This is a genomic window from Streptomyces sp. NPDC031466 (assembly GCF_055581265.1).
This window is the reverse complement of record NZ_JBVIJT010000004.1, coordinates 292,176-313,404: the sequence shown is the minus strand read 5'-3', so window position 1 is coordinate 313,404 and position 21,229 is coordinate 292,176. Positions and strand designations below refer to the sequence as shown.

At 72.0% G+C, this 21,229-nt stretch carries 23 protein-coding genes; 7 read left to right on the top strand and 16 right to left on the bottom strand.

What is annotated here, in order from left to right; genetic code table 11:
• Positions 1-53: 53 nt before the first annotated feature.
• The 6 genes from ACZ5GP_RS10270 to ACZ5GP_RS10245 form a co-directional block, all read right to left on the bottom strand.
• Complete coding sequence (locus ACZ5GP_RS10270; RefSeq protein WP_468750416.1) at positions 54-686, bottom strand: hypothetical protein; 633 nt, start codon at positions 684-686, stop codon at positions 54-56.
• 140 nt (positions 687-826) lie between these two features.
• On the bottom strand, positions 827-1,405 hold the full coding sequence (locus ACZ5GP_RS10265) for a VanZ family protein (protein WP_468750415.1): 579 nt from the start codon (positions 1,403-1,405) through the stop codon (positions 827-829).
• A gap of 184 nt (positions 1,406-1,589) precedes the next feature.
• Positions 1,590-2,528: a YihY/virulence factor BrkB family protein gene (locus tag ACZ5GP_RS10260; protein WP_468750414.1), complete on the bottom strand. Its 939-nt coding sequence runs from the start codon at positions 2,526-2,528 to the stop codon at positions 1,590-1,592.
• Positions 2,529-2,572: 44 nt separating this feature from the next.
• Complete coding sequence (locus ACZ5GP_RS10255; RefSeq protein ID WP_358588724.1) at positions 2,573-2,833, bottom strand: hypothetical protein; 261 nt, start codon at positions 2,831-2,833, stop codon at positions 2,573-2,575.
• A 189-nt stretch (positions 2,834-3,022) separates the two neighbouring features.
• The gene (locus ACZ5GP_RS10250) at positions 3,023-3,241 is read right to left on the bottom strand and encodes a hypothetical protein (RefSeq protein ID WP_468750413.1); all 219 of its coding nucleotides are present in this window, start codon (positions 3,239-3,241) and stop codon (positions 3,023-3,025) included.
• A 105-nt stretch (positions 3,242-3,346) separates the two neighbouring features.
• Positions 3,347-4,213: an ANTAR domain-containing protein gene (locus ACZ5GP_RS10245; RefSeq protein ID WP_468750412.1), complete on the bottom strand. Its 867-nt coding sequence runs from the start codon at positions 4,211-4,213 to the stop codon at positions 3,347-3,349.
• Between the two features lie 374 nt (positions 4,214-4,587).
• Between ACZ5GP_RS10245 and ACZ5GP_RS10240 the strand changes: the two genes are divergently transcribed.
• Entirely contained in the window at positions 4,588-4,767 is a 180-nt protein-coding gene (locus ACZ5GP_RS10240; protein WP_358588731.1) for a hypothetical protein, read from the top strand.
• 28 nt (positions 4,768-4,795) lie between these two features.
• On the opposite strand, the gene ACZ5GP_RS10235 is transcribed toward ACZ5GP_RS10240, so the two are convergent.
• From ACZ5GP_RS10235 to ACZ5GP_RS10220, 4 genes are all read right to left on the bottom strand, one after another.
• Entirely contained in the window at positions 4,796-5,416 is a 621-nt protein-coding gene (locus ACZ5GP_RS10235; RefSeq protein WP_468750411.1) for an L-threonylcarbamoyladenylate synthase, read from the bottom strand.
• A gap of 98 nt (positions 5,417-5,514) precedes the next feature.
• Positions 5,515-5,973, bottom strand: coding sequence for a hypothetical protein (locus ACZ5GP_RS10230; RefSeq protein ID WP_468750410.1), 459 nt, complete (start codon positions 5,971-5,973; stop codon positions 5,515-5,517).
• Between the two features lie 109 nt (positions 5,974-6,082).
• Complete coding sequence (locus tag ACZ5GP_RS10225) at positions 6,083-6,580, bottom strand: hypothetical protein (protein ID WP_468750409.1); 498 nt, start codon at positions 6,578-6,580, stop codon at positions 6,083-6,085.
• A gap of 14 nt (positions 6,581-6,594) precedes the next feature.
• A complete protein-coding gene (locus ACZ5GP_RS10220) occupies positions 6,595-7,026 on the bottom strand; it encodes a hypothetical protein (RefSeq protein ID WP_468750408.1) in 432 nt (143 codons plus the stop codon).
• Positions 7,027-7,163: 137 nt separating this feature from the next.
• Here ACZ5GP_RS10220 and ACZ5GP_RS10215 point away from each other — a divergent pair, with 137 nt between their 5' ends.
• The 5 genes from ACZ5GP_RS10215 to ACZ5GP_RS10195 all read left to right on the top strand — a co-directional run bounded on the left by ACZ5GP_RS10215 (position 7,164) and on the right by ACZ5GP_RS10195 (position 12,779).
• On the top strand, positions 7,164-8,480 hold the full coding sequence (locus ACZ5GP_RS10215; RefSeq protein WP_468750407.1) for an ATP-binding protein: 1,317 nt from the start codon (positions 7,164-7,166) through the stop codon (positions 8,478-8,480).
• The gene (locus tag ACZ5GP_RS10210) at positions 8,477-9,598 is read left to right on the top strand and encodes a tetratricopeptide repeat protein (protein ID WP_468750406.1); all 1,122 of its coding nucleotides are present in this window, start codon (positions 8,477-8,479) and stop codon (positions 9,596-9,598) included. Before ACZ5GP_RS10215 ends, ACZ5GP_RS10210 begins: the two co-directional genes overlap by 4 nt.
• 23 nt (positions 9,599-9,621) lie before the next feature.
• Positions 9,622-10,905 (top strand): ROK family protein, encoded by a 1,284-nt coding sequence (locus tag ACZ5GP_RS10205; RefSeq protein WP_468750405.1) that lies wholly within the window; start codon positions 9,622-9,624, stop codon positions 10,903-10,905.
• A 101-nt stretch (positions 10,906-11,006) separates the two neighbouring features.
• Positions 11,007-11,882 carry an alpha/beta fold hydrolase gene (locus ACZ5GP_RS10200; RefSeq protein ID WP_468750404.1) on the top strand — a complete coding sequence of 292 codons (876 nt, stop codon included), beginning with the start codon at positions 11,007-11,009 and terminating at the stop codon, positions 11,880-11,882.
• A 141-nt stretch (positions 11,883-12,023) separates the two neighbouring features.
• A complete protein-coding gene (locus tag ACZ5GP_RS10195) occupies positions 12,024-12,779 on the top strand; it encodes a calcium-binding protein (RefSeq protein WP_468750403.1) in 756 nt (251 codons plus the stop codon).
• Between the two features lie 9 nt (positions 12,780-12,788).
• Here the strand turns inward: ACZ5GP_RS10195 and ACZ5GP_RS10190 are convergent, their stop codons facing one another.
• The 3 genes from ACZ5GP_RS10190 to ACZ5GP_RS10180 all read right to left on the bottom strand — a co-directional run bounded on the left by ACZ5GP_RS10190 (position 12,789) and on the right by ACZ5GP_RS10180 (position 17,391).
• A complete protein-coding gene (locus tag ACZ5GP_RS10190) occupies positions 12,789-14,615 on the bottom strand; it encodes an RICIN domain-containing protein (protein ID WP_468750402.1) in 1,827 nt (608 codons plus the stop codon).
• 34 nt (positions 14,616-14,649) lie between these two features.
• Positions 14,650-16,470 carry an RICIN domain-containing protein gene (locus ACZ5GP_RS10185; protein ID WP_468750401.1) on the bottom strand — a complete coding sequence of 607 codons (1,821 nt, stop codon included), beginning with the start codon at positions 16,468-16,470 and terminating at the stop codon, positions 14,650-14,652.
• Between the two features lie 90 nt (positions 16,471-16,560).
• Entirely contained in the window at positions 16,561-17,391 is an 831-nt protein-coding gene (locus ACZ5GP_RS10180) for an ANTAR domain-containing protein (RefSeq protein WP_468750400.1), read from the bottom strand.
• A gap of 128 nt (positions 17,392-17,519) precedes the next feature.
• On the opposite strand from ACZ5GP_RS10180, the gene ACZ5GP_RS10175 reads away from it, so the two are divergent.
• Complete coding sequence (locus ACZ5GP_RS10175) at positions 17,520-17,870, top strand: helix-turn-helix transcriptional regulator (protein ID WP_468750399.1); 351 nt, start codon at positions 17,520-17,522, stop codon at positions 17,868-17,870.
• Between the two features lie 13 nt (positions 17,871-17,883).
• Here the strand turns inward: ACZ5GP_RS10175 and ACZ5GP_RS10170 are convergent, their stop codons facing one another.
• The 3 genes from ACZ5GP_RS10170 to ACZ5GP_RS10160 form a co-directional block, all read right to left on the bottom strand.
• Complete coding sequence (locus ACZ5GP_RS10170) at positions 17,884-19,260, bottom strand: erythromycin esterase family protein (RefSeq protein WP_468750398.1); 1,377 nt, start codon at positions 19,258-19,260, stop codon at positions 17,884-17,886.
• A 152-nt stretch (positions 19,261-19,412) separates the two neighbouring features.
• Positions 19,413-20,036 carry an RNA 2',3'-cyclic phosphodiesterase gene (thpR, locus tag ACZ5GP_RS10165; protein WP_468750397.1) on the bottom strand — a complete coding sequence of 208 codons (624 nt, stop codon included), beginning with the start codon at positions 20,034-20,036 and terminating at the stop codon, positions 19,413-19,415.
• Positions 20,037-20,099: 63 nt separating this feature from the next.
• Complete coding sequence (locus ACZ5GP_RS10160) at positions 20,100-21,158, bottom strand: LCP family protein (protein ID WP_468750396.1); 1,059 nt, start codon at positions 21,156-21,158, stop codon at positions 20,100-20,102.
• Positions 21,159-21,229: the final 71 nt, after the last annotated feature.

Genomic DNA, 21,229 nt, shown 5'->3' with positions numbered 1-21,229 from the left:
GTGACGCGCACCCCCTGTCCGCCGGCTGCCCGGTGCGCCCGGAGCGCCCGGCGTCAGCGCCGGGTGGAGTGGGCCGTGCGCTGGGACGGCACCCCGAAGGGGCGGTACGGCCGGGGGTGACCGGCCTGCGCGTCGGCCTTGCGGTCCTGCGGCCGGGCCAGGAGCAGCTCGTGGAAGAGCTGGTACCCGGCGAGCATCGCGCGGCGCATGGACTCCGTGTCGGTCTCGCCGGCGGCCGCACGCTGCGCGCACTCGTGCAGCTCGCGGCTGCCCTGAGCATGCCGCGGGCAGTGCAGGGACAGGGCGTCGGCCTGCCGCTCACGCGACTCCGCGGGGAAGCCGCGCTCCACGGCCAGCCGGTTGAGCAGCGCGTTGGCGCGGGCGACCGTCTGCCCCGGGGCCTCGATGAACCGCTCCTGCACGAGGGCCCATTCGGTGCCGTAGCGCTCACGGACCTCCGTGGTCAGCCCCTTGACCCGCAGACCGCCGAAGCGCCGCAGCCGCTCGCTGAGCTCCCGCTCGGCGGCCGCCGTGTCCCCTTGGTTCCGTGTCACCGCGCGATCGAACTCAGGGCCGAAGCGGCGCCGCAGGTCGTCGGTGGTCGTCTGGTTCAGCGGGCGGGCGAGCAGCAGCGCGGTGACGATCGCCACCGCCGCACCCAAAATGGCCAGCATGCTTGCGGACATGTGCCTGCCTTCCGCAGAGGATCCCTCACGCGAGGCTTTCGCTACAGCGAGTTACCTCCGGAGGGGGCAAATAAACGCATTGGGTGACATTCGCAGGGTGATTCACCTTTCCAGGCCTGAGGAGGCCTGAAAAGGCCTGGTCAGGGGCTCGACAGGCCGCGTTTGGTGAACCGGTGCCACCAGTGCCGGCGGCGCGGGTGCACGGCCCGCCCGAGCCGCCGCCCCAACAGGAGGTAGCCGAGCAGCGCGCCCGTCGTGTTGAGGATGACGTCGTCGATGTCGAAGGTGCGGCCGGTGACGAAGGCACCCTGGGCCAGTTCCACCAGCACCATGGTCAGCGCCGTGGCCACCGCCACCCGTACCAGTCCCCGCGTACGGGGGAGCAGCACCGGGAACAGCATCCCGAACGGCACGCCCAGGAGGATGTTGCCGCCTATCTGCTTGACGGTGTCGCGGAAGGCGGGCTGGCCGAGATAGTCGCGGATGGAGTCGCCGGGCGTGAAGTTGCTGTGCGTCAGGTCCACGGAAGCCGCCGAGGGCTGCAAGGTCAGACGGGCGAGCACCACCCCGAAGGCGACCATCCCGGCGAAGGCGACGAACATCGCGGCTCCGCGCGCCACGGGGGACAGCGGCGCTCTGCGCCGGTCCGCAGCGTCGGCGTCCTGTTCTCGTGTACCGCCTTCTTCCGTCAGCTGCCGGTAACGTTCTGTTCGTGCCATCAGTACCTCCGGGGCGTTGGGGCTCTGGACCGGGCGGCACGGCGGGTGGTGCCACGCCGACGGGTTCCTCCGTCCGCGCGTTCCAAGCACGGTCCGACGCCCCGACATTCGGCGAAATCCCGGCACCCCGCGAGAGGGCTCCGGCGGTCGGCCGGCAGGACGAGGGCCGTGCGACGCCCCGACGTCAGCGCGCGACGGCCCGGGCGCGGGCCAGTTCCACCGTGAACTGCGCCCCGGCGAGCAGTGCCAAATTGGAGACCCACAACCACACCAGGAAGACGACGACGCCCGCGAGGGAGCCGTAGAGCTTGCCGTAGGTGCCGAACCCCGACGCGTACCAGGTGAACAGGCCGGAGGCGAGCAGCCACAGCAGCGCGGCCAGCAGACCGCCGGGCAGTATCTGCCGCCAACCGCGCGCCACGGGCGGCCCGTTGCGAAAGAGCACGAGGACGAGCAGCGCCACCAGACACAGCAGCGCCGGCCACTGCAGCACGCTCCAAGCGGTCCGCCCCGCGTCGCCGAGGCCGACGCGCCGCCCCAGCCCGGCGGCGAGCGGACCACTCAACACGAGCAGCAGCGCGCTGGCGACCAGCAGCGCGAGCAGCGTCACCGCGGTCATGAGGACGCGGTGCGCCTTGCGCAGCGCGGGCCGGCAGTCCTCCACACCGTGCATCGCGTGCAGCGCCCGCCGGAAGACGGCCGCGTAACTGGACGCCGACCACACCGCGCTGACCGCTCCGCCGATCATCACCATGAGGGCCGCGGACCGGGCGTCGGCCATCTCGCTGAGCGCTTCGTGCAGGGAGCGGCCCGACTCCGCGGGCGCCCAGTCGGTGACCTCCGCGATGAGCGCCTCGGTCGTCGCGGGCGAGACCAGGCTGATCAGACTCACCGTGACGAGCAGGGCGGGAAGCAGCGCGAGGATCGCGTAGTACGTCAGCGCCGCGGCCCAGTCCGATACGTCGTCGTTCCACATGGATATGGGGGTGCGCCGCAGCGCGCGGCGCCGCGTGGCCCACGCCGACGACACCTCCGCGGGCCCGGCCGGGGCGGTGGAGGCCGCCCCGGCCCCGTGCGGGAACCCCGCGCACGCTCCGTCGGCGGTCGACGGCGGACTGTCCATGGGGATGCTCCTTCTCGGATGTGCGCGACGCGAGGGTGCCGCGGTCAGTCCTGCTGCTCCGCCTCGTTGCGGTTGAGGCCGTGGGCCAGTTCCTGGAGCACTTCGTGCTGGGTCTTTCCGGTCATCTCGGCGAGCTGCAACAGCAATGCGGCACACAACGCTGTCGCACTGTCGGCGAGTTGATCCAGATTGCCGTCGGCGGCACGCTTCTCCGCGACGTATTCCTCCATTACGGGCTCGCCGGAAATGTAGGCCGTCATCGCCTCGATGCCCGCACGCACACGGTCGTAGTCATTCATCGTCATGGCCGTAGACTTTCACGTTCTCTCATCATCACGCCAAAGACGGTGACGACGTACCACCGGACCTTCCGGTGGACCTTCCGGCAGAAAAACAATCCGAAGGGAAACCCGCGGCGGTGCTGATCGTCTTTGTCGCACGGCCGCGGCCGGGGCCCGCGTGAATCCCTTCGGGCCCCGGCCGCGGCCGTGCGGTCAAGCAGCTTCGCTGTTCCGCAGTTGCCTGTGGTGCTGTGGCGCCGGTGTTGCGTCGCTGCCACCGGGAATCAGGCGCAGGTGCTGCCGACGGGCATGACGGGCATGTCGGGCGGACGCCGTCTCGCTTTTGGCGGCGAGAAGCCCGTCTTCCAGACGTGCCATCACGAACAGCAGAAACGCCAGCCCCGGCAGGAGTAGGACGGCGACCGCGATCATGCCGCTTCCCTTCCGTTGAGGACGCGGTCCGAGTGCCCGTCAAATCGGGGGAGACGACCGCCCTGGCGTGAAGATTCCGCGACGAGCCGCCCGGGCCGCCCGTGGCTACCGGTCGCGGGCCAGTCGGTGGAGGTCCTCCAGGGCGTCGAGCAGGACCGTGCGCCGATGCCAGTCGATCCATGAGCCGACGGCCCGGCCGGCGTCCTGGAGCGCCAGGAGCTGGGTCCGGCTGAAGCCGGCGAGGGGCCGCGCGTGGTGGGAGGAGATGACCCCGTGGACGTTGTCGGCCGCGTCGACGAGGGGCACGCTGTGGCAGGCACGGCTGCCGGCCGAGAGGATCACGCGCCGGGTGGTGTCGTCGAACCCGCGCGACGAGGCGATCTCCTTGACGGTGACCTGGTGGCTGGCGCTCGCCGCCCGGGAACAGGAGGTGCCCCCGTCCACGAACGCGAAGTAGTCGGTGAACTCACGGGGCAGTCCGGCGTGCTTCTCCATGCGCAGCACACCGTCCTCGACCAGCTGCACGTTGCCCATGTACGTACTGGTGATGTTCAGGACGCGGCGCAGCGCGGCGCCGAGCACCTCGCCCTGGTTCCGCGCGTCGAGGGTGCCCGCGCCGAGCGTGCCCAGCGGCGGTGCCGGACGGCGCTCCCGCACCCCGAACCACACGGCGGCACCCGGCGTCGGCCCCGGTGTGCGGGCGACCGCGGTGGCCAGCTGGTGCATCTTGATGTTGGCCCGCTGAGAGGCCTGGCGCAGCAGATCGAACGCCGCGTCCGCGTCCGGCAGACGGTACCGCTCGATCAAGACGCCCTCGGCCAGCGCGATCCTGGGGCGGGCGCGGACCTGCACCTCGAGTTCGGCCACCTGCCGTTGCAACTGCTGGGCCCGGGCGGCGAGCCGGTCCGCCCCGCTCTCACGCGAGGCCGGCTGTTCGTCCTCGGGGCGAGCCCCGGTCTGGTGCTCCGTCATGCTTTCTTTCTCCCGCGGCGCGCTCGGAACTTGCTCCTCGTGGTTCGGTGAGCAACAACGTTCACGAGGACTGCGCTGTCCTCGCCGCTCCGCCCGGCCCCGGAGAGGGGCGCTCCCCACGCACGGTGGCCGACAGTAGCCGGGTCCGTTCGGCCTTGTCATGGCGGGTCGGAAAGAGCGGTCGAGAACCGCTGATGGGACGGGCTGCGGGACCGTCTTGCCTGGTCACAGTCGGTAGGGCCGGGCGGAATCAGGGCCCGCTCCCAAGCCGGTCACGCTCGGCAGGCATGGAAGGCCCGCCCCGGGGCAAGCGGCCGGTGAGTCACCCCCCTTGTCCCGCGCGGGATAGCACCGCGCCCCTCGAAGGAGTAACCGTGCTCGCTCTCGCCGCCGCCGTCGTCTTCGGCATTGCCTGGATCCTGCATCTCACCGAGACATCGACCAACATCTTCTTCGGCACCACCAGCCTGATGCTGCTCGGCCTGACCCTGACCGCGATACACCTCGCGGGCATCGGCGCCGGCTGGTCCCCGCAGAGCCGCCGGCGCCGCTGACCGCGGAGCGCGCCGACGGCGGGGGCCGCTAGGCGAAACGCGTCGTGTCGCCCGCGCCGTGGCGCACGACCTCGGCCTCGCCGTCGGAGAAGTCGATGACGGTGGTCGGCTCGGTGCCGCAGTCACCGGAGTCCAGGACGATGTCCACGACGTGGTCGAGCCGCTCCTTGATGTCCCAGCCCTGGGTCAGCGGCTCCTCCTCGTCGGGCAGCAGCAGGGTGCTGGACAGCAGCGGTTCGCCGAGCTCGGCCAGCAGCGCCTGGGTGACCGTGTGGTCGGGGATGCGCACCCCGACGGTCTTCTTCTTCGGGTGCAGCAGCTGGCGGGGGACTTCCTTGGTCGCGGGGAGGATGAAGGTGTAACGACCGGGAGTGGCGGCCTTGATCGCGCGGAACACGTCGTTGTCGAGATGGACGAGCTGACCCAGCTGTGCGAAGTTCCGGCACATGAGGGTGAAGTGATGGCGCTCGTCGAGATCACGGATCGCACGGATCCTGCCGATGCCGTCGCGGCTGCCCAGCCTGCATCCCAGCGCGTAGCAGGAATCCGTGGGGTACGCGATGAGCGCGTCGGCGCGGATGCTGTCGACCACGGTGGTGATGCTGCGCCGCTGGGGATTGTCGGGGTGCACGTCGAAGTACTTCGCCATCGGACGAGTCTAGGTGATCAACGCGCGGATGGCAGCGCGGCGCCCTCCCGGTGGGCAGAGTCGTGTGCGCCGACCCTCCCACCGGTGGCGCGTCGCGGTCAGTGCCAGGGGCAGCGGGGCAGGCCGGGGAAGGGGTCGGTGGAGGTGAGGACGCTGCTCGCCGGCACGTTGCCCCACGCCTGGAGGCTGGGCAGGTTCACCGCCTCGTCGCCCTGCGTGTAGTACCAGACGTTGTTCCCGCCCTTGTGCGCCTCGCCGTACGACCAGCAGACGAACCAGCTCTGGGTCGTCTTCAGCCGTCCCGTGACCGGAGCGTCGAAGGCCGGGCGCCCGTACAGGTCCCCCGGGGCGTTGGCGCAGTACAGGTCGCCGGAGAAGGCGTTGCCGAGCGTGTCCTTGTGGGTCACTCCGGGCCGCAGCACGCAGGTCACCTCGTCCGCGCCCGCGGCGGCGGGCGCCGCCGAGGCCGGGGCGGCGGCGGGCCAGGTGACGGCCGCCGCCAGGGCGAGGGCCGACGCCGCGATCCGCGCGGGACGCAAGACGGGGGAGAACGCCATGAGTTCACTCCTCGGTTTCGATAAGCGAGTCGGTTCGATGAGCCAGTCGGTTCGATGGACGAGCCGGTTCCGTGGACGAGCGGGCGGCCGGGGGAGCGGAGGGCGCCGCTCAGCTGGGCAGGCAGGCCGGCAGGCCGGGGAACGGGTCGGGCTCGGTCTCCACGCGGAACGCCGGCACGTACCCCCAGCCCTTCCACAGCGGCCAGTTGGTCACCTCGTCGCCCTGCGTGTAGTACCAGATGCGGTTGCCGCCCTGATGCAGGTCACCGCTCTGCCAGCACACGTACCAGCTCGGTGACGTCGTCAGCTTGGCGATGACCGTCCCGTACACCTCCGGGGTGGCGAAGACGTCCGCCACCGTGTTCTCGCAGTACAGGTCCTTGGTGTACGTGTGTCCCTTGACGTCGGTGTGCCGCACACCCTCACGGATGTAACAGACCGGCCCCGCCGCCGTGGCGCCGGCACCCGCCTCCGCGGTCGTGGCGTCGGCGCTCGCGGACAGGCACATCGAGGCCACCGCCGCGGCCAGCAACGCCCCGGCGACCCGGCCCCCCGCGCCGCGCCGCCCCCGCGGTGCCGGACGGCCGCCACCCGCCTTCGCGTTCATCCGTGTCAACTCCCTCACCCCCACGAGCACTTGGGCAGGCCCGGCACCGGGTCCTCGGTGGTCTCCAGCATCACGGCGGGCATGTAGCCCCAGCCCTGCGCGGTCGGCCGCGAGACCACCTCGTCGGCCTGCGTGTAGTACCAGATGTTGTTGCCCCCGGCGTGCTGGTCGCCGACCTTCCAGCACACGAACCAGCTGCGGGTGGTGACCATCCGGCCGACCACCGGGCTGCCCGTGAACGACTGGAGGCGCACATCGCCCGGCGCGTTGTCGCACATGATGTCCGCGTCCCACTTCATTCCGGTCCAGTCCGTGTGCGGATGGCCCTCCCGCATGACGCACGGCGTGACCGAGGCCGCGGCCCCGGCCGGTGCGGGCGCCGCGCCCAGCAGACCCGTCGTGGCGATGGCGGTCGCGAGCAGCACACCACCGTTTCTTCGCCTCATGGGATCTCCCCGTCCTCCCGTGAATCCGTCTCCTGGCGGGATACTTGCGCAGTCCGCTGACACCGGTCTGACCTCCCGCCGACGAAGATCCGCCGCCCGGCGGGGGAGCGCCGAAGGCGTGTACATAAGGTGGCCGCATGTCCGAGGACTCCCCCCTGATACGAAGCCTGCGCACCGCCGTCGAAGCGGCACCCGCCGACGTCCCCCTACGGCTGCATCTGGCCGAGATGTTGCTGGACGCCGGGCAGCCGGACGCCGCGGTCGCGGAGGTCGCCGTCGCGCTGCAGCACGCGCCGGGCGACGCCCAGGCCCGTACGCTGATGGCCCGCGCGATGGGCGCGCCCGCCCCCGCACCACAGCCCGCGCCCGTAGCCGCCACACAGCCCGCCCCCGCGCCCCCGCAGGATCGGCCGCTCGTGACCGCCCCGGCGCCCGCGCCCGAGGAGCCCAAGGGCCGCGCCGGCTTCGACTGGCGTGCCGCCGCGGACCAGGTCGGCGACGTGATCCCGCCCCGCTTCGTCGAGACCCCCCTGACCGCCGACGGCAGCGGCGACCCGGGGGACGCCTCCGCCTGGGACGTCGACACGCCCGGCACGATCCGCCTGGCGGACGTCGGCGGCATGCGGGAGGTCAAGGAACGCCTGGAGGCCGCGTTCCTCGCCCCGATGCGCAACCCCGAGCTGCGCAAGCTCTACGGCAAGAGCCTGCGCGGCGGGCTCCTGCTGTACGGGCCGCCCGGCTGCGGCAAGACCTTCATCGCCCGGGCGGTCGCCGGCGAACTCGGGGCGGGATTCCTGTCCGTGTCGGTCAACGACGTCCTGGACATGTGGATCGGCAACTCCGAGCGCAACATGCACGAGATCTTCCGGACGGCCCGCCGCCAGACGCCCTGCGTCGTCTTCCTCGACGAACTCGACGCGCTCGGCGCCAAGCGCAGCCGCACCCAGCACAGCGGCATGCGCAACACCGTCAACCAGCTCCTGACCGAGCTGGACGGCATCGACTCCGCGGCCAACGAAGGCGTCTTCGTGCTCGCCGCCACCAACGCGCCCTGGGACGTGGACATCGCCCTGCGCAGGCCCGGGCGCCTGGACCGCACGCTGCTCGTCCTGCCGCCCGACGCCCCGGCCCGCGAGAGCATCCTCCGCTACCACCTCGCCGAACGCCCCGTCGAGAACATCGACCTGGGCAAGCTCGTCAAGGTCACCGACGGCCTGTCCGGCGCCGACCTCGCCCACCTGTGCGAGGCGGCGGCCGAAAGCGCCCTGCTCGACTCGGCGCGCACCGGCACCGTCCGCATGATCGGCATGAAGGACCTGCTGGGCGCCGCGAAACAGACGGTCCCGTCCGCCGAACCGTGGTTCGCCTCGGCACGCAACGTCGCCATGTACGCCAACGAGGGTGGCACGTACGACGACCTGGTCACCTACCTGAAGAAGAAGCGGAAGCTGTGAACGCGCTGCACCCGGCCGTCGACAAGGCCCAGGCCCTGATCGAACTCGACCGTTACGACCAGGCGAAGGCACTGCTGGCCGGCCGCCTCGCCGAGGACCCCGACGACGTGCGCGCCTGGGTCAAGATGGGCTACTGCCACCTCAACACGGAGCAGCCCAAGGAGGCGGCGGCCGCCGCCGACGAGGCCCTCGGGCTGGCCCCCGAGGACTACGGCGCGCTCAGGCTGCGCGCCCAGGCGATGGTGCGCGACAACGGCTGGCTCAAGGTCCAGCCCGTGCTGCGCGAGCTGATCCGCGTCGCGCCCGAGGACTCGTTCGCGTACGCCATGCTCGCCGACGCCGTGTGGCGCGAGTCGCTGGTCCGTTACGGCAAAGAGAGCGGCGCCCGACAGCTCACCGCCGACGTGATCGACCGCATCACCCGGGAAGCCGCCGACCTGGCGATGGAGGCACTCCGGCTGGGCCCCGAGGACCTCTACGCCCACGAGATCGCGCACCGCATCGCCAGCACGGCCGGGAACGGCACGGTCTCGGACATGCTCGACGAGGCCATCCTGCGCATCGACCCGCAGCACGCCGAGGCCCTCGCCCGCCAGACGAGGAAGGCGGCGCGGGCACCGGGCGTCGGGGCCACCCAGGCCGCCGACCTGTACGCGGACGCGCTCGCCGCCGAACCGAACTCCGCCGACATGCGGGAGCAACTGGACCACGCCACCTACCGCCTCCTGCGCGGCACCCGATGGCTCGCCGTCCTCTGCGTGGCGCTGGCGGGCGCCATGGTCGATGTCTTCCCCGCCGAGGACCGCCCCGCCCCCGAGCTGCCCGTGCCCGTCGGCCAGCGCCTGTGGTTCCTGTTCATCATGGCCGCGATCTGGGCCTTCGGGGCCTGGCGCCGCTATCGCCGGCTGCGCGCGGGCGTGCGGCTCAACGTCCGCTCCCTGATCCGCCGGGGCCGCTGGGCTCGCGTCGTCCTCGCGCAGGCGGGCTGGGCGATGCTGTGCGCCGTGCTGATCGCCGAGATCCCCTGGACGGACCGGTCCGTGCCGCAGCTCCTGTTCTGGGCGGGCCTCGTCCCGACGGCGGCGACCATCTGGTTCGACCGGAAGAAGGCCCGCTAGCAGCAGTTACTCTCGATCCCACCATGACGAACCACCGCACGCCGCTGGAACCCAAGGCGGACAAGGACACGGTGCGCCGGCACAACCTGAGCCTCGTGCTCCGTGCCGTGCACGACGAGGGCGAGACCACCCGGGCCGCCGTCGCCGGCCGCTCGGGGCTGACCCGCGCGGCCGTGTCCTCGTTGACGGAACAGCTGCTGGCCGGCGGCTTCCTGACGGAGTCCGGCAAGGCGTTCAGCGGTCAGGCCGGGCGCCCCGGCACGGTCCTGAAGGTGGCGCGCACCGGATTCGCCGGACTCGGCGTGGAGATCAACATCGACTACGTCACCGTCTGCGTTGTCGACCTCGCGGGCACCGACCGGGTACGCCTGACCGAACACGTCGACAACCGAGACGTGCCGCCCACCGAGGTCATCGCACGCGCCGCGCGGATCGCCGCCCACGCCCTGGAGTCGGCGGCGGAGCAGGATCTGCACCCCGCGGCGGCCCATCTGGCCCTGCCCGGACTGGTCTCCGGCGGCGTGGTGCGCCACGCCCCGAACCTGCGGTGGAACCGCGTCGCCGCCGAGGGCATGTTCGCCCAGGCCCTGTCGAAGCTGCGGCTCACGCGACCGCCGCACCCCGCCGCCGACCCCGCCCCGGGTCCGCTGCCGGTGACCACGGGCAACGAGGCGGACGCCGCGGCGCTCGCCGAGCTGTGGTTCGGGCGGCTCGGCAAGGTCCGCAGCTTCCTCTACCTCACCGGCGAGATCGGGATCGGCGGCGCCCTGCTCGTCGACGGTGAACTGCTGGGCGGCGCCCACGGGTTCGCGGGCGAGATAGGGCACTTCGTCGTGGACGAGGAAGGACCGGAGTGCCGCTGCGGCGCGCGTGGCTGCCTGGAGCAGTACGCGGGACAGGCGGCACTGTTGCGCGCGGCGGGCATCGCCGAGGACGCCGGGCAGCCGGGCGTCGCCACGCTGGAGCGCAGGGCATTGGAGGGCGACGAACAGGCACGCGCCGTCATCGCGGCCGCCGGGCACACCCTGGGCCTCGTACTGTCCGGCGCCGTGAACCTCGTGGACCCGGACGCGGTCGTCCTCGGCGGCACCTACCGCGCCCTGATGCCCTGGCTGCGCGGCCCGATCGACCGGTGTCTGGAGCGCCGCGTCGTCTCCGGCCTGTGGAGCGCGGGCAGCGGCAGACTGCGCGCCTCGTCCGTGGCCGGCGACGCGGCCCGCGGATCGGCGGCCCTGGTCGTCAGGGACGTACGGGCGGACCCGCTGGGGTACGCGGAGCGCGCTGCCACGGCTCGTGGCCGCCGCTGACCCGACCGACCGGACGCCGGCGCGGTGGTGTCCCGCCCGTCAGTGCGGGGAACCCCGGGACCGACAGGTGCGGTACGCCGACGGAGACGGAGGGGCAGATCTTGTTCGAGGACTTCGAGACCAGGCGGGTGCAGCTCGACGAGGCATCCATTTTCGTCCGGCACGGCGGCGAGGGGCCACCGGTGGTCCTGCTGCACGGCCACCCCCGTACCTCCGCGACCTGGCACCGCGTCGCCCCGCTCCTCGTCCGGCGCGGCTTCACCGTGGTCTGTCCCGAGCTGCGGGGATACGGCCGCTCCACCGGTCCGGCGCCGACCGCGGACCACGCCGGGTACTCCAAGCGGGCCGTCGCCGGTGACGTCGTCGAGGTGATGCGCTCCCTCGGCCACGACAGGTTCGCGCTGGCCGGGCACGACCGCGGGGGCTGTGTCGCGCTGCGTCTCGCGCTCGATCATCCCGCCGCGGTCGAGCGGGTGGCGCTGCTCGACTGCCTGCCCCTGACCGAGCACCTGTCCCGCATCACGGCCGAGTTCGCCACGCAGTGGTGGCACTGGTTCTTCTTCGCGCAGCCGGACATCCCGGAGCGGGTCATCAACGCCGACCCGGACGCCTGGTACCGCGGCGACCCGCACCGCATGGGGCGGGAGAACCACGACGAGTGGCGCGCGGCGACGCGGAACCCCGCCGTGGTGTGGGCGATGCTGGAGGACTACCGGGCCGGCCTCACCATCGACCGCCGGCACGAGGAGGAGGACCGGGCCTCAGGGGCCCGGATCCAGTGCCCGGCCCTGATCCTGTGGTCGCTCCGGGACGACCTGGAGGACCTGTACGGGGACCCGCTGAAGATCTGGCGCCGGTGGGCACCGGACGTACGGGGCCACGGCATCGACTCCGGCCACCACATGGCCGAAGAGGCCCCGGAACCACTCGCGTCCTCCCTCGCGCATTTCTTCCGGGCGCCTGGCCGGCCGGGCTGAGGACGCGGGGGTTGTACAGGACACGCGTGGTGATCAACACACTGATGGAGACGCGGTGAAGAACGTAGAGTCATCGTGATCACAACTTCTGCCGGGGCGGATCATCAACTCCGGCGTCACCACCATCCCGTGGGGGGATTCATGCGTCACCGCATCCGCATCGCCGTGCTCGGCTCGGCCCTGGCCGCGACCGGCATCATGGCGCCCAGCGCCTTCGCCGCCCCGTCCGCCGGCTTGACCATCGACAAGGTCACCGTCAACGGCGGCAAGCCGATCGTGCTCGGCACCACCGCCGCGCAGTCCTTCACGGTCTCCGTGACGGCGTCCGACGACTCCGGCATCGAAGAGGCCGACATCACCCTGTACGGTCCGGCCTCCGCGATCGCCCTGCCCGCCTCGGCGCCCAAGTGCGTGGAGTCGAGCGCGACGACCGCGACGTGCACGGCGAAGTTCACCCTCGACCCGGACACCGACTTCTACGACAACAGCCCGGCCGGCGCCTGGTACGTCGACACGATGGTGACGGCGAAGGACATCGACACCGTCCTCCTGGAGAAGGCCGGCACCTTCAAGGTGCAGCGCCTGTCCAAGCTGACGGCGGACGCCTCGCCGGAGCCCATCAAGAAGGGCAAGACGCTCACCGTCACCGGCGCGCTGACCCGCGCCAACTGGGAGACCCACAAGTACGCGGGCTACACCAACCAGCCCGCGCAGCTGGAGTTCAAGAAGAAGGGCACCACGACCTACACGGCCGTGAAGACCGTGAAGTCCGACACCAAGGGCAACCTGAAGACCACGGTGAAGGCCGCCACCGACGGCTACTTCCGCTGGAACTTCGCCGCGAACGCGACGACGTCCGGGGTCAAGGCCGCCGGCGACTACGTCGACGTGCGCTGACCCACTCCCTCAGGCGACACCACGCCGCACGAAGACGTCGTACGTGCCGTTGGTGTCGCCCGGGACCAGGTCCGAGGCGGCCGAGGAGAAGGCCACGAGCGCCCCGTCGGCGCTGATGGCGGCCTCGGACGAGTAGTGGTCGACGTCCTCCCCGTCGGTGTGGGCGGTGCTGACGCGCCGCGTCCCGCCGGACTCCCGGTCGTGGACGAACACATCGCTCACACCGTTGGCGTCACGGGCGATGAGGTTGGCGGCCGAGGACGAGAACGCGACATGGCGCCCGTCGGCGCCGATCGACGCACCTCCCGAATGCCCGTCGCCCTGCGTGCCGTTGTCGGCCAGGCTCACGCGCTGCGTGGTGCCCGACTGCCGGTCCCGCACGAACACGTCGATGCGCCCGTTGGTGTCACCGGCCACGAGGTTGGTGGCGCTCGACGAGAAGGCGACGTGGCGCCCGTCGGCGCTGAGGGACGGGGTCATCGAGCCCCGGTCGCCCTGGCCCCCGCCGCCGGTCACGCTCACGCGCTGCGTGGTGCCGCTCTGCAGGTCGCGTACGAAGACGTCGTCGGCGGCGTTGGTGTCACCTGCCACGAGGTTGGTCGCCGAGGAGGTGAAGGCGACGTGCCGGCCATCCGCGCTGATCGACGCCGCCGTCGACCCCCCGTTGCCCTGGGCGCCGCCGCCCGAGACACTGACGCGCTGCGTGGTCCCGGTCTGCCGGTCGTGGACGAAGACGTCGTCGGCCCCGTTCGTGTCACCCGGCACGAGGTTGCTCGCGCCCGAGACGAAGGCGACGTACCGCCCGTCGCCGCTGACCGACGGCGAGAACGACCACCCGTTGCCCTGGACACCGCCACTGGTGACGCTGACCCGCCGCGTGGTGCCGCCGGTGCGGTCGCGCACGAAGACGTCCCGGTGCCCGTTGGTGTCACCGGCCACCAGGCCCCGCGCGACGGACTCGAAGGCCACGTACCGTCCGTCCGCGCTGATCGACGGTTCGTCGGACCACTCGGCGGGCTGACTCTCGGCGCCGCCGTCGGTGAGGCTGACGCGTTCGGTGACGCCCGCCGTCCGGTCCCGCACGAACACGTCCGCCGCCGCGTTCTTGTCGCCGGGTACGAGGGTCGTCGCGTCGGAGGTGAAGGCGGCGTACCGCCCGTCCCCGCTCAGGGCCGGCACGGCATCCATGAGCTGCGCGGTCGTCTGGGCGCCGCCCGAGGCCACATTGATCCGTTCGGCCACGGTGGCGGGAGGCAGCACGGGCGGGTCGTCCAGCGGGCTCTCGTTCCCCACCCGGGGCGCCCGCTGCATGAATCCGCTGCCCGACTGCCCGTAGCACTGCGCCAGTTGGAGAGCGGCCCCCGCCTCATGGGAGCCGGAGGCGACATCGAGGCAGAGGGCGGGCGCGGGCCCGGCCGCCTGGATCCCCACATGCTCGGTGCCGGTGTCCAACAGCCGGAAGTCGGCCCCGGCCGTGACGGTGCAGTTGCCCTGGCGGGTGCGGGTGCCGACGTGGGCGGAGGCGGGGTCGGGGACGGTCAGGCAGAGGTTGCTGTGGGCGTTGACGATGTTCAGGGTGCCGCCCCCGCTGGGGGACTCCCGGACGTACCATTCGGCGCCGGCCTGTCCGGTGCAGTCGGCCTGTACGACGGGGGCGTCCTGGGACGGGGAGGAGTCCTTGGTCTCCAGGCACTTGCCGCTGTGGACGGCGACGACGTTCACCGCGGACGCGGCATGCGCGGCGGGAACGCCCAGCGAGAGCGAGGCCACCGCCATGACGGCCGCCGACGGCACGATCAGCAGCCGCATCCGACGCGACCGCACGGGCTGACGCATGATCAAGCTCCTTGGGGCATGGGGATTTGGGGCGCTAGGGAACGACGCGACGGACGAACACGTCGGGGCGGCCGTTGCTGTCGTCGGCGACGAGGTTGGTGGCACCGGAGGCGAAGGCGACGGAGCTTCCGTCGGCGCTGACCGACGGCGAGGAGCACGGCGCGTCCGCCTCGATGCCGCTGCCTGAGGTGCTGACCCGGTGGGTGACGCCGTTCTGCCGGTCCCGTACGAACACGTCGGCCACGCCGTTGGTGTCGCGCACGAGCAGATTGGTCGAGCCGGAGGTGAAGACGACGTACCGCCCGTCCCCGGCGACCGCCGCGTCCGCCGCGTAGCCGTTGCCCTGGCCGCCACCGCCCGAGAGGCTGACGCGTTCGGTGGTGCCGCTCTGCCGGTCGCGCAGGAAGACGTCCTGCTTGCCGTTGCTGTCGCCCCTCACCAGGTTCGTCGCGTGGGAGGCGAAGGCGATGTGCCGGCCGTCCGCGCTGATCGACGGCGCGGCGGCGGAGCTGTTGCCCTCGCTCTCGTCGTCGGCGACGCTGACCCGCTCGGTGGCGCCGCTCTGCCGGGACCAGACGAAGACGTCATGCTGATTGTTCGTGTCGCCGGGGACGAGCGCGGCGGAGTCGGAGAGATAGGCGATGTGCCCGCCGTCCGCGCTGATCGCGGGGGCGGTCGAGCTGTCGTAACCGTCGTTGCCGCCGCCGGTCTCACTGACGCGCCGGGTGGTCCCGCTCTCCAGATCGCGTACGAAGACGTCCCATTCGTTGTTGACGTCCTCGGGCACCAAGGTGGCGGAGAAGGACGCGAAGGCCACGTGGCGTCCGTCGGCGCTGAGGGAGGGTTCGGACGATCCGGAGTTGCCCTGGGTGCCGTCGCTCGCGACGCTGACCCGCCGCGTGGTGCCGGTCTGGAGATCGCGTACGAACACGTCGCCCGAGCGGTTGGTGTCACCGGGGACCAGGTTCGAGGCGTCGGACGCGAAGGCCACGTGGCGTCCGTCGGCGCTGAGGGAGGGTTCGGACGATCCGGAGTTGCCCTGGGTGCCGTCGCTCGCGACGCTGACCCGCCGCGTGGTGCCGGCCTGGAGATCGCGTACGAACACGTCGCCGTGGCCGTTGGTGTCGCCCGCCACCAGGTCCGCCGCGTTGGAGACGAAGGTCACGTGACGCCCGTCCGCGCTGATGGCCGAAGCGCCGTGGGAGTCGGAGACCGGCTTGGACTGGCCACCACCGGTGGCGACGCTGACCCGCTCCGGGGGCGCGGTGGGAGTGCCGGGCGGCGGTGGATCGAGCGGGACTTCGTTTCCGACGCGAGGGAGCCGTTGCGCGAAGCCGGATCCGGACTGTCCCTCGCAGGTGGAGAGTTGGACGGGCACACCGACCGCGTGGGAGCCGGAGGCGACGTCGAGGCAGAGGGCGGGGGCCGGTGCGGCGGCCTGGATCCGGACGTAGGCGGTGCCGGTGTCGACGAGCCGGAAGTCGGCCCCGGCCGTGACGGCGCAGTTGCCCTGGCGGGTCCGGGTGCCGGCGCGGGCGGAGGCGGGGTCGGGGACGGTCAGGCAGAGGTTGCTGTGGGCGTTGACGATGTTCAGGGTGTTGCCGCCGCTGGAGGATTCGCGGACGTACCATTCGGCGCCGGCCTGTCCGGTGCAGTCGGCCTGTACGACGGGGGCGTCCAGGGACGGGGAGGAGTCCTTGGCCTCCACGCACTTGCCGCTGTGCACGGCCGTGATGTTCACCGCCGAGACGGCGGCCTGCGCGGCCGGGACGCCCGCGCCGACGGAGGCCGCCACGGCACCCCCCACCGCGATCAGGGCCGCGCCCGTCCGCCACCGCCACCGCTGTAGGCGCATCGCCCTCGTCCCTCCCGCCGGGTCCTGGCAGCGTGGCCGCCGGCGCTGACGCGCCTCTGACGCGACGCCGTGCTCCCAGGTGCGCGGGATTCAGGGCCCGCAGGCCGGCGGTGTGCCGAGCGGCCCGGACGCGGGGCGCGGAGTGCTCGTCGTCGCTCCGGTGCGGGGCGTCGGCCGGGCGGTGTCCGTCCTGGCGATCGCGGCCGCCAGCTGTCTGCGCACGGCGTCGGGCAGCGTGTTGCCCGACGCCGTGCCCACCAGGTCCCCGGCCAGGCGGTGCAGCTTGGTGTTGGTGTTCTGCGACGCCGAGACCAGGACGTCCCAGGCCGCCTCGGGACTGAGGTTGAAGGAGGACATCAGCATGCCGCGCGCCAGGTCGATGGTGGGCCTGGTCTGCAGGGCCCGGCGCAACTGGGCGACCACGGTCCGCAGATCCTGTTCGGTCTCCTCGCCCTCACCGGCCTCCTCGCCCTGATCGGGTCCGTGGTCGGTCGCCGCCGCAAGGTGCTCGCCTGCCGGCTCGACGGGCGCGAGGAGGCGGCGGGTGCCGGTCAGGGCGAGCAACCGGTCGACCGACGGACTGCTGCGGCCGATCGTGAGGGCCTTGCCCTGTTCGAGCGCCGACTGGCGCAGGCCGAGCAGCAGATTGAGCCCCGAGCAGTCGCAGAAGTCCACCCCGCTCAGGTCGAGGTCGATGACGCGCGCCGACCGGTCCAGGGCCTGCCGCAGATCGGGCCGCAGCAGCCGGCCCGCCTCCAGGTCCAGCTCTCCGCGCAGGATCACCCGCACCCGCTCGCCCTCGACCAAGGAGTCGAAGGTCACCGGCAGCGCCGCGGCCTCCCGTGTCGCCGGTGTTCGGTCGCCCCGCCCGCGGTGGCCACCCTCCCGCACGAGGGATTCGGGGTGTACAGGCTCCGGCATGGCCTCTCCCTCTTGTTTCGCTCAGCGCCGCTCCTAGGCTGCCCTTCGCAGCCCACACACGTCAACTAATACCTGAAACACAGTACGTGTTTTTGAAAACACGTACGCATCATCGCTAGAGTTGACCCATGGATGGAGTGCCCGAGCCACACACCGGATGGACGTTTCTCACCAATCACGCGCGAGTGCTGGCCGCTATCGCGGATGATCACAATGCCCGTATCCGCGACATCGCCGCACACTGCCGCCTCACCGAGCGCGCGGTCCAGAAGATCATCGCCGATCTCGAGGCGGACGGTTATCTCTCCCACACCCGGGAGGGCCGCACCAACACCTACCGGATCGACCCCAGCAAGGTGTTGCGACACCCGGCCGAATCGGGCCTGGCCGTGGCGTCTTTGCTGTCCCTGCTCGTCCGCGACGAGGCCGACCGCACCTCATCCCCGGAAACCACCGACAGAGACCGCGCCACCGCCTGACGCGCGCCCCGGGTCAGATCTTCTGGGCAGCGCGGACCCGGTGCAGGTGGACGAGAACGTCGTAGGCCCTGCCGAGGGCCAGGGTGGGGAGCGGGTCCGGCGTGTAGGTCGAGCCCGCGTCGTAGACGGGGCGGGCAGTGTCCAGCCAGGCGTCGGCCGGGACGCGGACGTCGCGCAGATCGACGTAGAAGTCCCGGTGGCGCACCCGGTCGAGGGTGTACTCGTGCATGTCGGGGCTCGCGGGCGGCACGGTGGTCTCGCGCCAGTCGCCGCCAAGAGCGGCGTCCTTGGTGAGGAACGAACCGCCGGCGAAGGTGAAGCCGATGATGACGTAGTTCCGGCCGAGGGCGTCGCGCAGGTAGGAGCCCTGCGTCTTGGGGTACATGACGGGGTCGGTCGACAGAAGGCCGACGTGGCCGTTGTGTGCCGACAGCAGAACCTTGTGACCGGTCTCGCGACGCCACCACGTGATGTTGTCGGCCATCGCGCGATCGCGCAGGTGCTCGGCCGCGGCCACCGAGGCCGGGTCGGTGACGTCCAGCACGGTGAAGGCGAAGGTCTGCGCGATGTTCCTGGCGTGCTGCACTGCCCACGCGTGCCCGGTGCCGCCCGCCCCCTTGCCCGCGGTGACCACGTCGAGCGCCTGCTGGGCCTTGACGGCGTTCTGCCGTCGCAGCGCGAGCGGCCTGTTCAGGTACTCGAAGACATCGTCCAGCGGGCGCAGTTGCGCGTACAGCGCGGTGAGCCGTGCCAGCGAGCCCGGGTCGGCCTCGCGCACGTGGGAGAGCACCCGCTCGAAGAGCGCGTCACCGAGCCGGGGGGCGCCGATGTCGTCGCCCATGAAGTGGACCCTGCGCCGCGGGTGCCGACGGTTGTGCTCCCGCATCCAGGCGATCAGGCTCACGAACTCCGCACGCTCCCACGGGGATCCGGCCAGCGTCTCCTCGGCGATCCGCCGGGCGTCTCCCTCGCCGCCCTGGAGGTACTCGTCGATCCTCAGCCCCGCCGACCAGCTCATCTCCAGGGCGAACGTCGTGAAGCCCTCGTTCTCGACGAGGTGGCGGAACACCCGCTCCTTCATGGCGAAGAACTCGTGCGAGCCGTGGGTGGCCTCACCGAGGCCGACCACCTCGGCGTCACCGATCATCGCGCCGAGTGCCCGGAGATCGGCGGTGCGGGTGCCGGGCTCGGTGGAGCGCAGCGGGTGGGCGGCACGCTCGATCGCCCGTACGACGGCGGCCTGTCCCGTGCCCCCCGTGCCGCCGGCCGTCGCGCCCGCGCCTCTCTCCGCGGCCGCGCCCGCCCTTGGCGCCAGCAGAGCCGTGGCCGCGCCCGCCGCCGTCACCGCCAGCAGTCCCCGCCGACCGAGCCGCTTCTCGTGCACCGTCATCCTGATCGCTCCTCGCCCATCTCACCTCATGTGTCCCGAAGGACCGGTGAGTCGATCATGATGGACAGTGCGGTGGCGGCGCGCTGAGGCGGCCCTCCGTCCTGACCGGGGGATAACCCCCCTCGGCGGCGGCCGGGGTGGCACGCCGAGGGTCAGGAGAATCGCGAGCGCGGAGCCGGTCGCTTCCGGGTCCCGAAGCGCCAGGCGTCGACGTCGCGGTAGCGGATCGGCCCCGGACCACGGCCGATGTTGCTGGCGACCAGATGCAGACGTTCGGCCGGCCACGGGCGGCCCGTGAACCCGGTCAGGCCCGCCGCGGTCTCCGCGGCGCACGAGGGAGTGTCCCGCCGCGCCCGGGCCAGCGTCAGATGCGGGCGCAGCGGCCGGTCCGCGAAGGCCACACCGCACTCCTTGACCACGGCACGCACCTCGGCGGCGAGCTGCCGCAACGCGTCGAGGTCCCCGTCGATCCCGCACCACACCACACGCTCGTCGAAGTGCCCGCCACCGCGCAGCGCCAGCGTGAGGGGCGCGCTGGCGGCCGCGAGGTCCGCGAGCGGGGGACACAGCACAGGAACGACCGCGCTCGGCACCTCGCCCAGGAACGCCAGGGTGATGTGCCAGTCCTCGATGCGGTTCCACCGCATGCGCGGATGGGCGTGATAGGCGGGAGCCAGCTCGGTGGCCAGTTCCCGCTTGGCGTCGTCGGGCGGGGCGAGGGCGACGAAGACGCGAACGGTCGCGGGCGGGGGCGCGGGCTGGATCTGTTCGTTCACGGAAGCCTTCGTACCGCATCGGGGCGGGCGGATGGCCCGGGGCCCCCGCCATGGCCGGCGCTGTCAGCCCGAGGACACCGGGGAGTCCGTCCGCTCGCCCACCGAGCCGTCCGTCGATCCCGGGATGGGCCGGTCCTGGCGCAGCGCGGCCCAGACCCGGTGCGCCGCCTCGTCCAGCGGTTCGACGCGGCCCGCGTTCCTGGCGTCGTAGGTGACGGGCATCGTCACCATGGTGGTGCGGTCGGGGCTGATGCCCTGGAGTTCCTTGGCGAGGCCCAGCAGCTTGTCCGCGGACGCCAGCTCGGAGTCCGCGCCGAGGGCCTTCGTCGCGGTGTCCGCCAGGGCGTACGACTTGGCCGGGTCGCCGAACGGCTCGACGGCGTGGGCGCGTTGGATGAGGGCCTTGACGAACGCCTGCTGGAGCCGGATGCGGCCCAGGTCACTGCCGTCCCCCACCCCGTGCCGGGTGCGGACGAGCGCCAGGGCCTGCTTGCCCCTCAGGGTGTGCTCACCGGCGTCGAGGGACAGGCCGCTGTTCGTGTCGTGGATGGCCTCGCGGGTGGTGATGTCCACGCCGCCCAGCTCGTCGATGAGCTTCTGGAAGCCCTTGAAGTCGACTTCCAGGTAGTGGTCCATGCGGACGCCCGACATCTTCTCGACCGTCTTCACCGTGCAGGCCGGCCCGCCCACCTGGTAGGACGAGTTGAACATGGCCTGCCGCGCGGCCGGTGCGCCACCGCCCTCCGGGCCGACGCAGCTGGGCCGCTCCACCATCGTGTCGCGGGGGATGCTGACGACCGACGCCTTCTTGTGGGACTTGTCGACGTGCACGACCATCGCCGTGTCCGCGCGGGCTCCGCTGACACCGCGCCCGTACTGTCCGTGCGTGCCCGCCCGTGAGTCGGACCCGAGCAGGAGCAGGTTCATCGAGCCGTCACGCTGCCCGCCCGGCCGGTCGTGTCCGAGGGCGGCGTCGATGTCCGTGCTCTGGACGTTGGCGTTCAGGTGCTGCCAGGTGTAGGCCAGGCCCCCGCCGCCGATCAGGGCCGCTCCCAGAGCGCCCCAGGCGACGTACCGCAGGGCCCTGGGCGCCCGGCGCCCGGTTCGGCTCTCGCGCGACATGCGGCTGCTGCCCTTCCTCGTCGGCGGATGACTCTTCGGCGGGTGACCCTTGGGGGGTGACTCAGGGGGTG

Excerpts from the sequence above, each read along its gene's own strand:
- ACZ5GP_RS10205 (WP_468750405.1), top strand. The coding sequence starts at position 9,622 with ATGACGAACCACCGCACGCCGCTGGAACCCAAGGCGGACAAGGACACG.
- ACZ5GP_RS10220 (WP_468750408.1), bottom strand. The coding sequence starts at position 7,026 with ATGAGGCGAAGAAACGGTGGTGTGCTGCTCGCGACCGCCATCGCCACG.
- ACZ5GP_RS10265 (WP_468750415.1), bottom strand. The coding sequence starts at position 1,405 with ATGGCACGAACAGAACGTTACCGGCAGCTGACGGAAGAAGGCGGTACA.
- ACZ5GP_RS10160 (WP_468750396.1), bottom strand. The coding sequence starts at position 21,158 with ATGTCGCGCGAGAGCCGAACCGGGCGCCGGGCGCCCAGGGCCCTGCGG.
- ACZ5GP_RS10215 (WP_468750407.1), top strand. The coding sequence starts at position 7,164 with ATGTCCGAGGACTCCCCCCTGATACGAAGCCTGCGCACCGCCGTCGAA.
- ACZ5GP_RS10260 (WP_468750414.1), bottom strand. The coding sequence starts at position 2,528 with ATGGACAGTCCGCCGTCGACCGCCGACGGAGCGTGCGCGGGGTTCCCG.
- ACZ5GP_RS10235 (WP_468750411.1), bottom strand. The coding sequence starts at position 5,416 with ATGGCGAAGTACTTCGACGTGCACCCCGACAATCCCCAGCGGCGCAGC.
- ACZ5GP_RS10255 (WP_358588724.1), bottom strand. The coding sequence starts at position 2,833 with ATGACGATGAATGACTACGACCGTGTGCGTGCGGGCATCGAGGCGATG.
- ACZ5GP_RS10180 (WP_468750400.1), bottom strand. The coding sequence starts at position 17,391 with ATGCCGGAGCCTGTACACCCCGAATCCCTCGTGCGGGAGGGTGGCCAC.
- ACZ5GP_RS10270 (WP_468750416.1), bottom strand. The coding sequence starts at position 686 with ATGTCCGCAAGCATGCTGGCCATTTTGGGTGCGGCGGTGGCGATCGTC.
- ACZ5GP_RS10195 (WP_468750403.1), top strand. The coding sequence starts at position 12,024 with ATGCGTCACCGCATCCGCATCGCCGTGCTCGGCTCGGCCCTGGCCGCG.
- ACZ5GP_RS10175 (WP_468750399.1), top strand. The coding sequence starts at position 17,520 with ATGGATGGAGTGCCCGAGCCACACACCGGATGGACGTTTCTCACCAAT.
- ACZ5GP_RS10190 (WP_468750402.1), bottom strand. The coding sequence starts at position 14,615 with ATGCGTCAGCCCGTGCGGTCGCGTCGGATGCGGCTGCTGATCGTGCCG.
- ACZ5GP_RS10230 (WP_468750410.1), bottom strand. The coding sequence starts at position 5,973 with ATGGCGTTCTCCCCCGTCTTGCGTCCCGCGCGGATCGCGGCGTCGGCC.
- ACZ5GP_RS10225 (WP_468750409.1), bottom strand. The coding sequence starts at position 6,580 with ATGAACGCGAAGGCGGGTGGCGGCCGTCCGGCACCGCGGGGGCGGCGC.
- ACZ5GP_RS10185 (WP_468750401.1), bottom strand. The coding sequence starts at position 16,470 with ATGCGCCTACAGCGGTGGCGGTGGCGGACGGGCGCGGCCCTGATCGCG.
- ACZ5GP_RS10245 (WP_468750412.1), bottom strand. The coding sequence starts at position 4,213 with ATGACGGAGCACCAGACCGGGGCTCGCCCCGAGGACGAACAGCCGGCC.
- ACZ5GP_RS10170 (WP_468750398.1), bottom strand. The coding sequence starts at position 19,260 with ATGACGGTGCACGAGAAGCGGCTCGGTCGGCGGGGACTGCTGGCGGTG.
- ACZ5GP_RS10250 (WP_468750413.1), bottom strand. The coding sequence starts at position 3,241 with ATGATCGCGGTCGCCGTCCTACTCCTGCCGGGGCTGGCGTTTCTGCTG.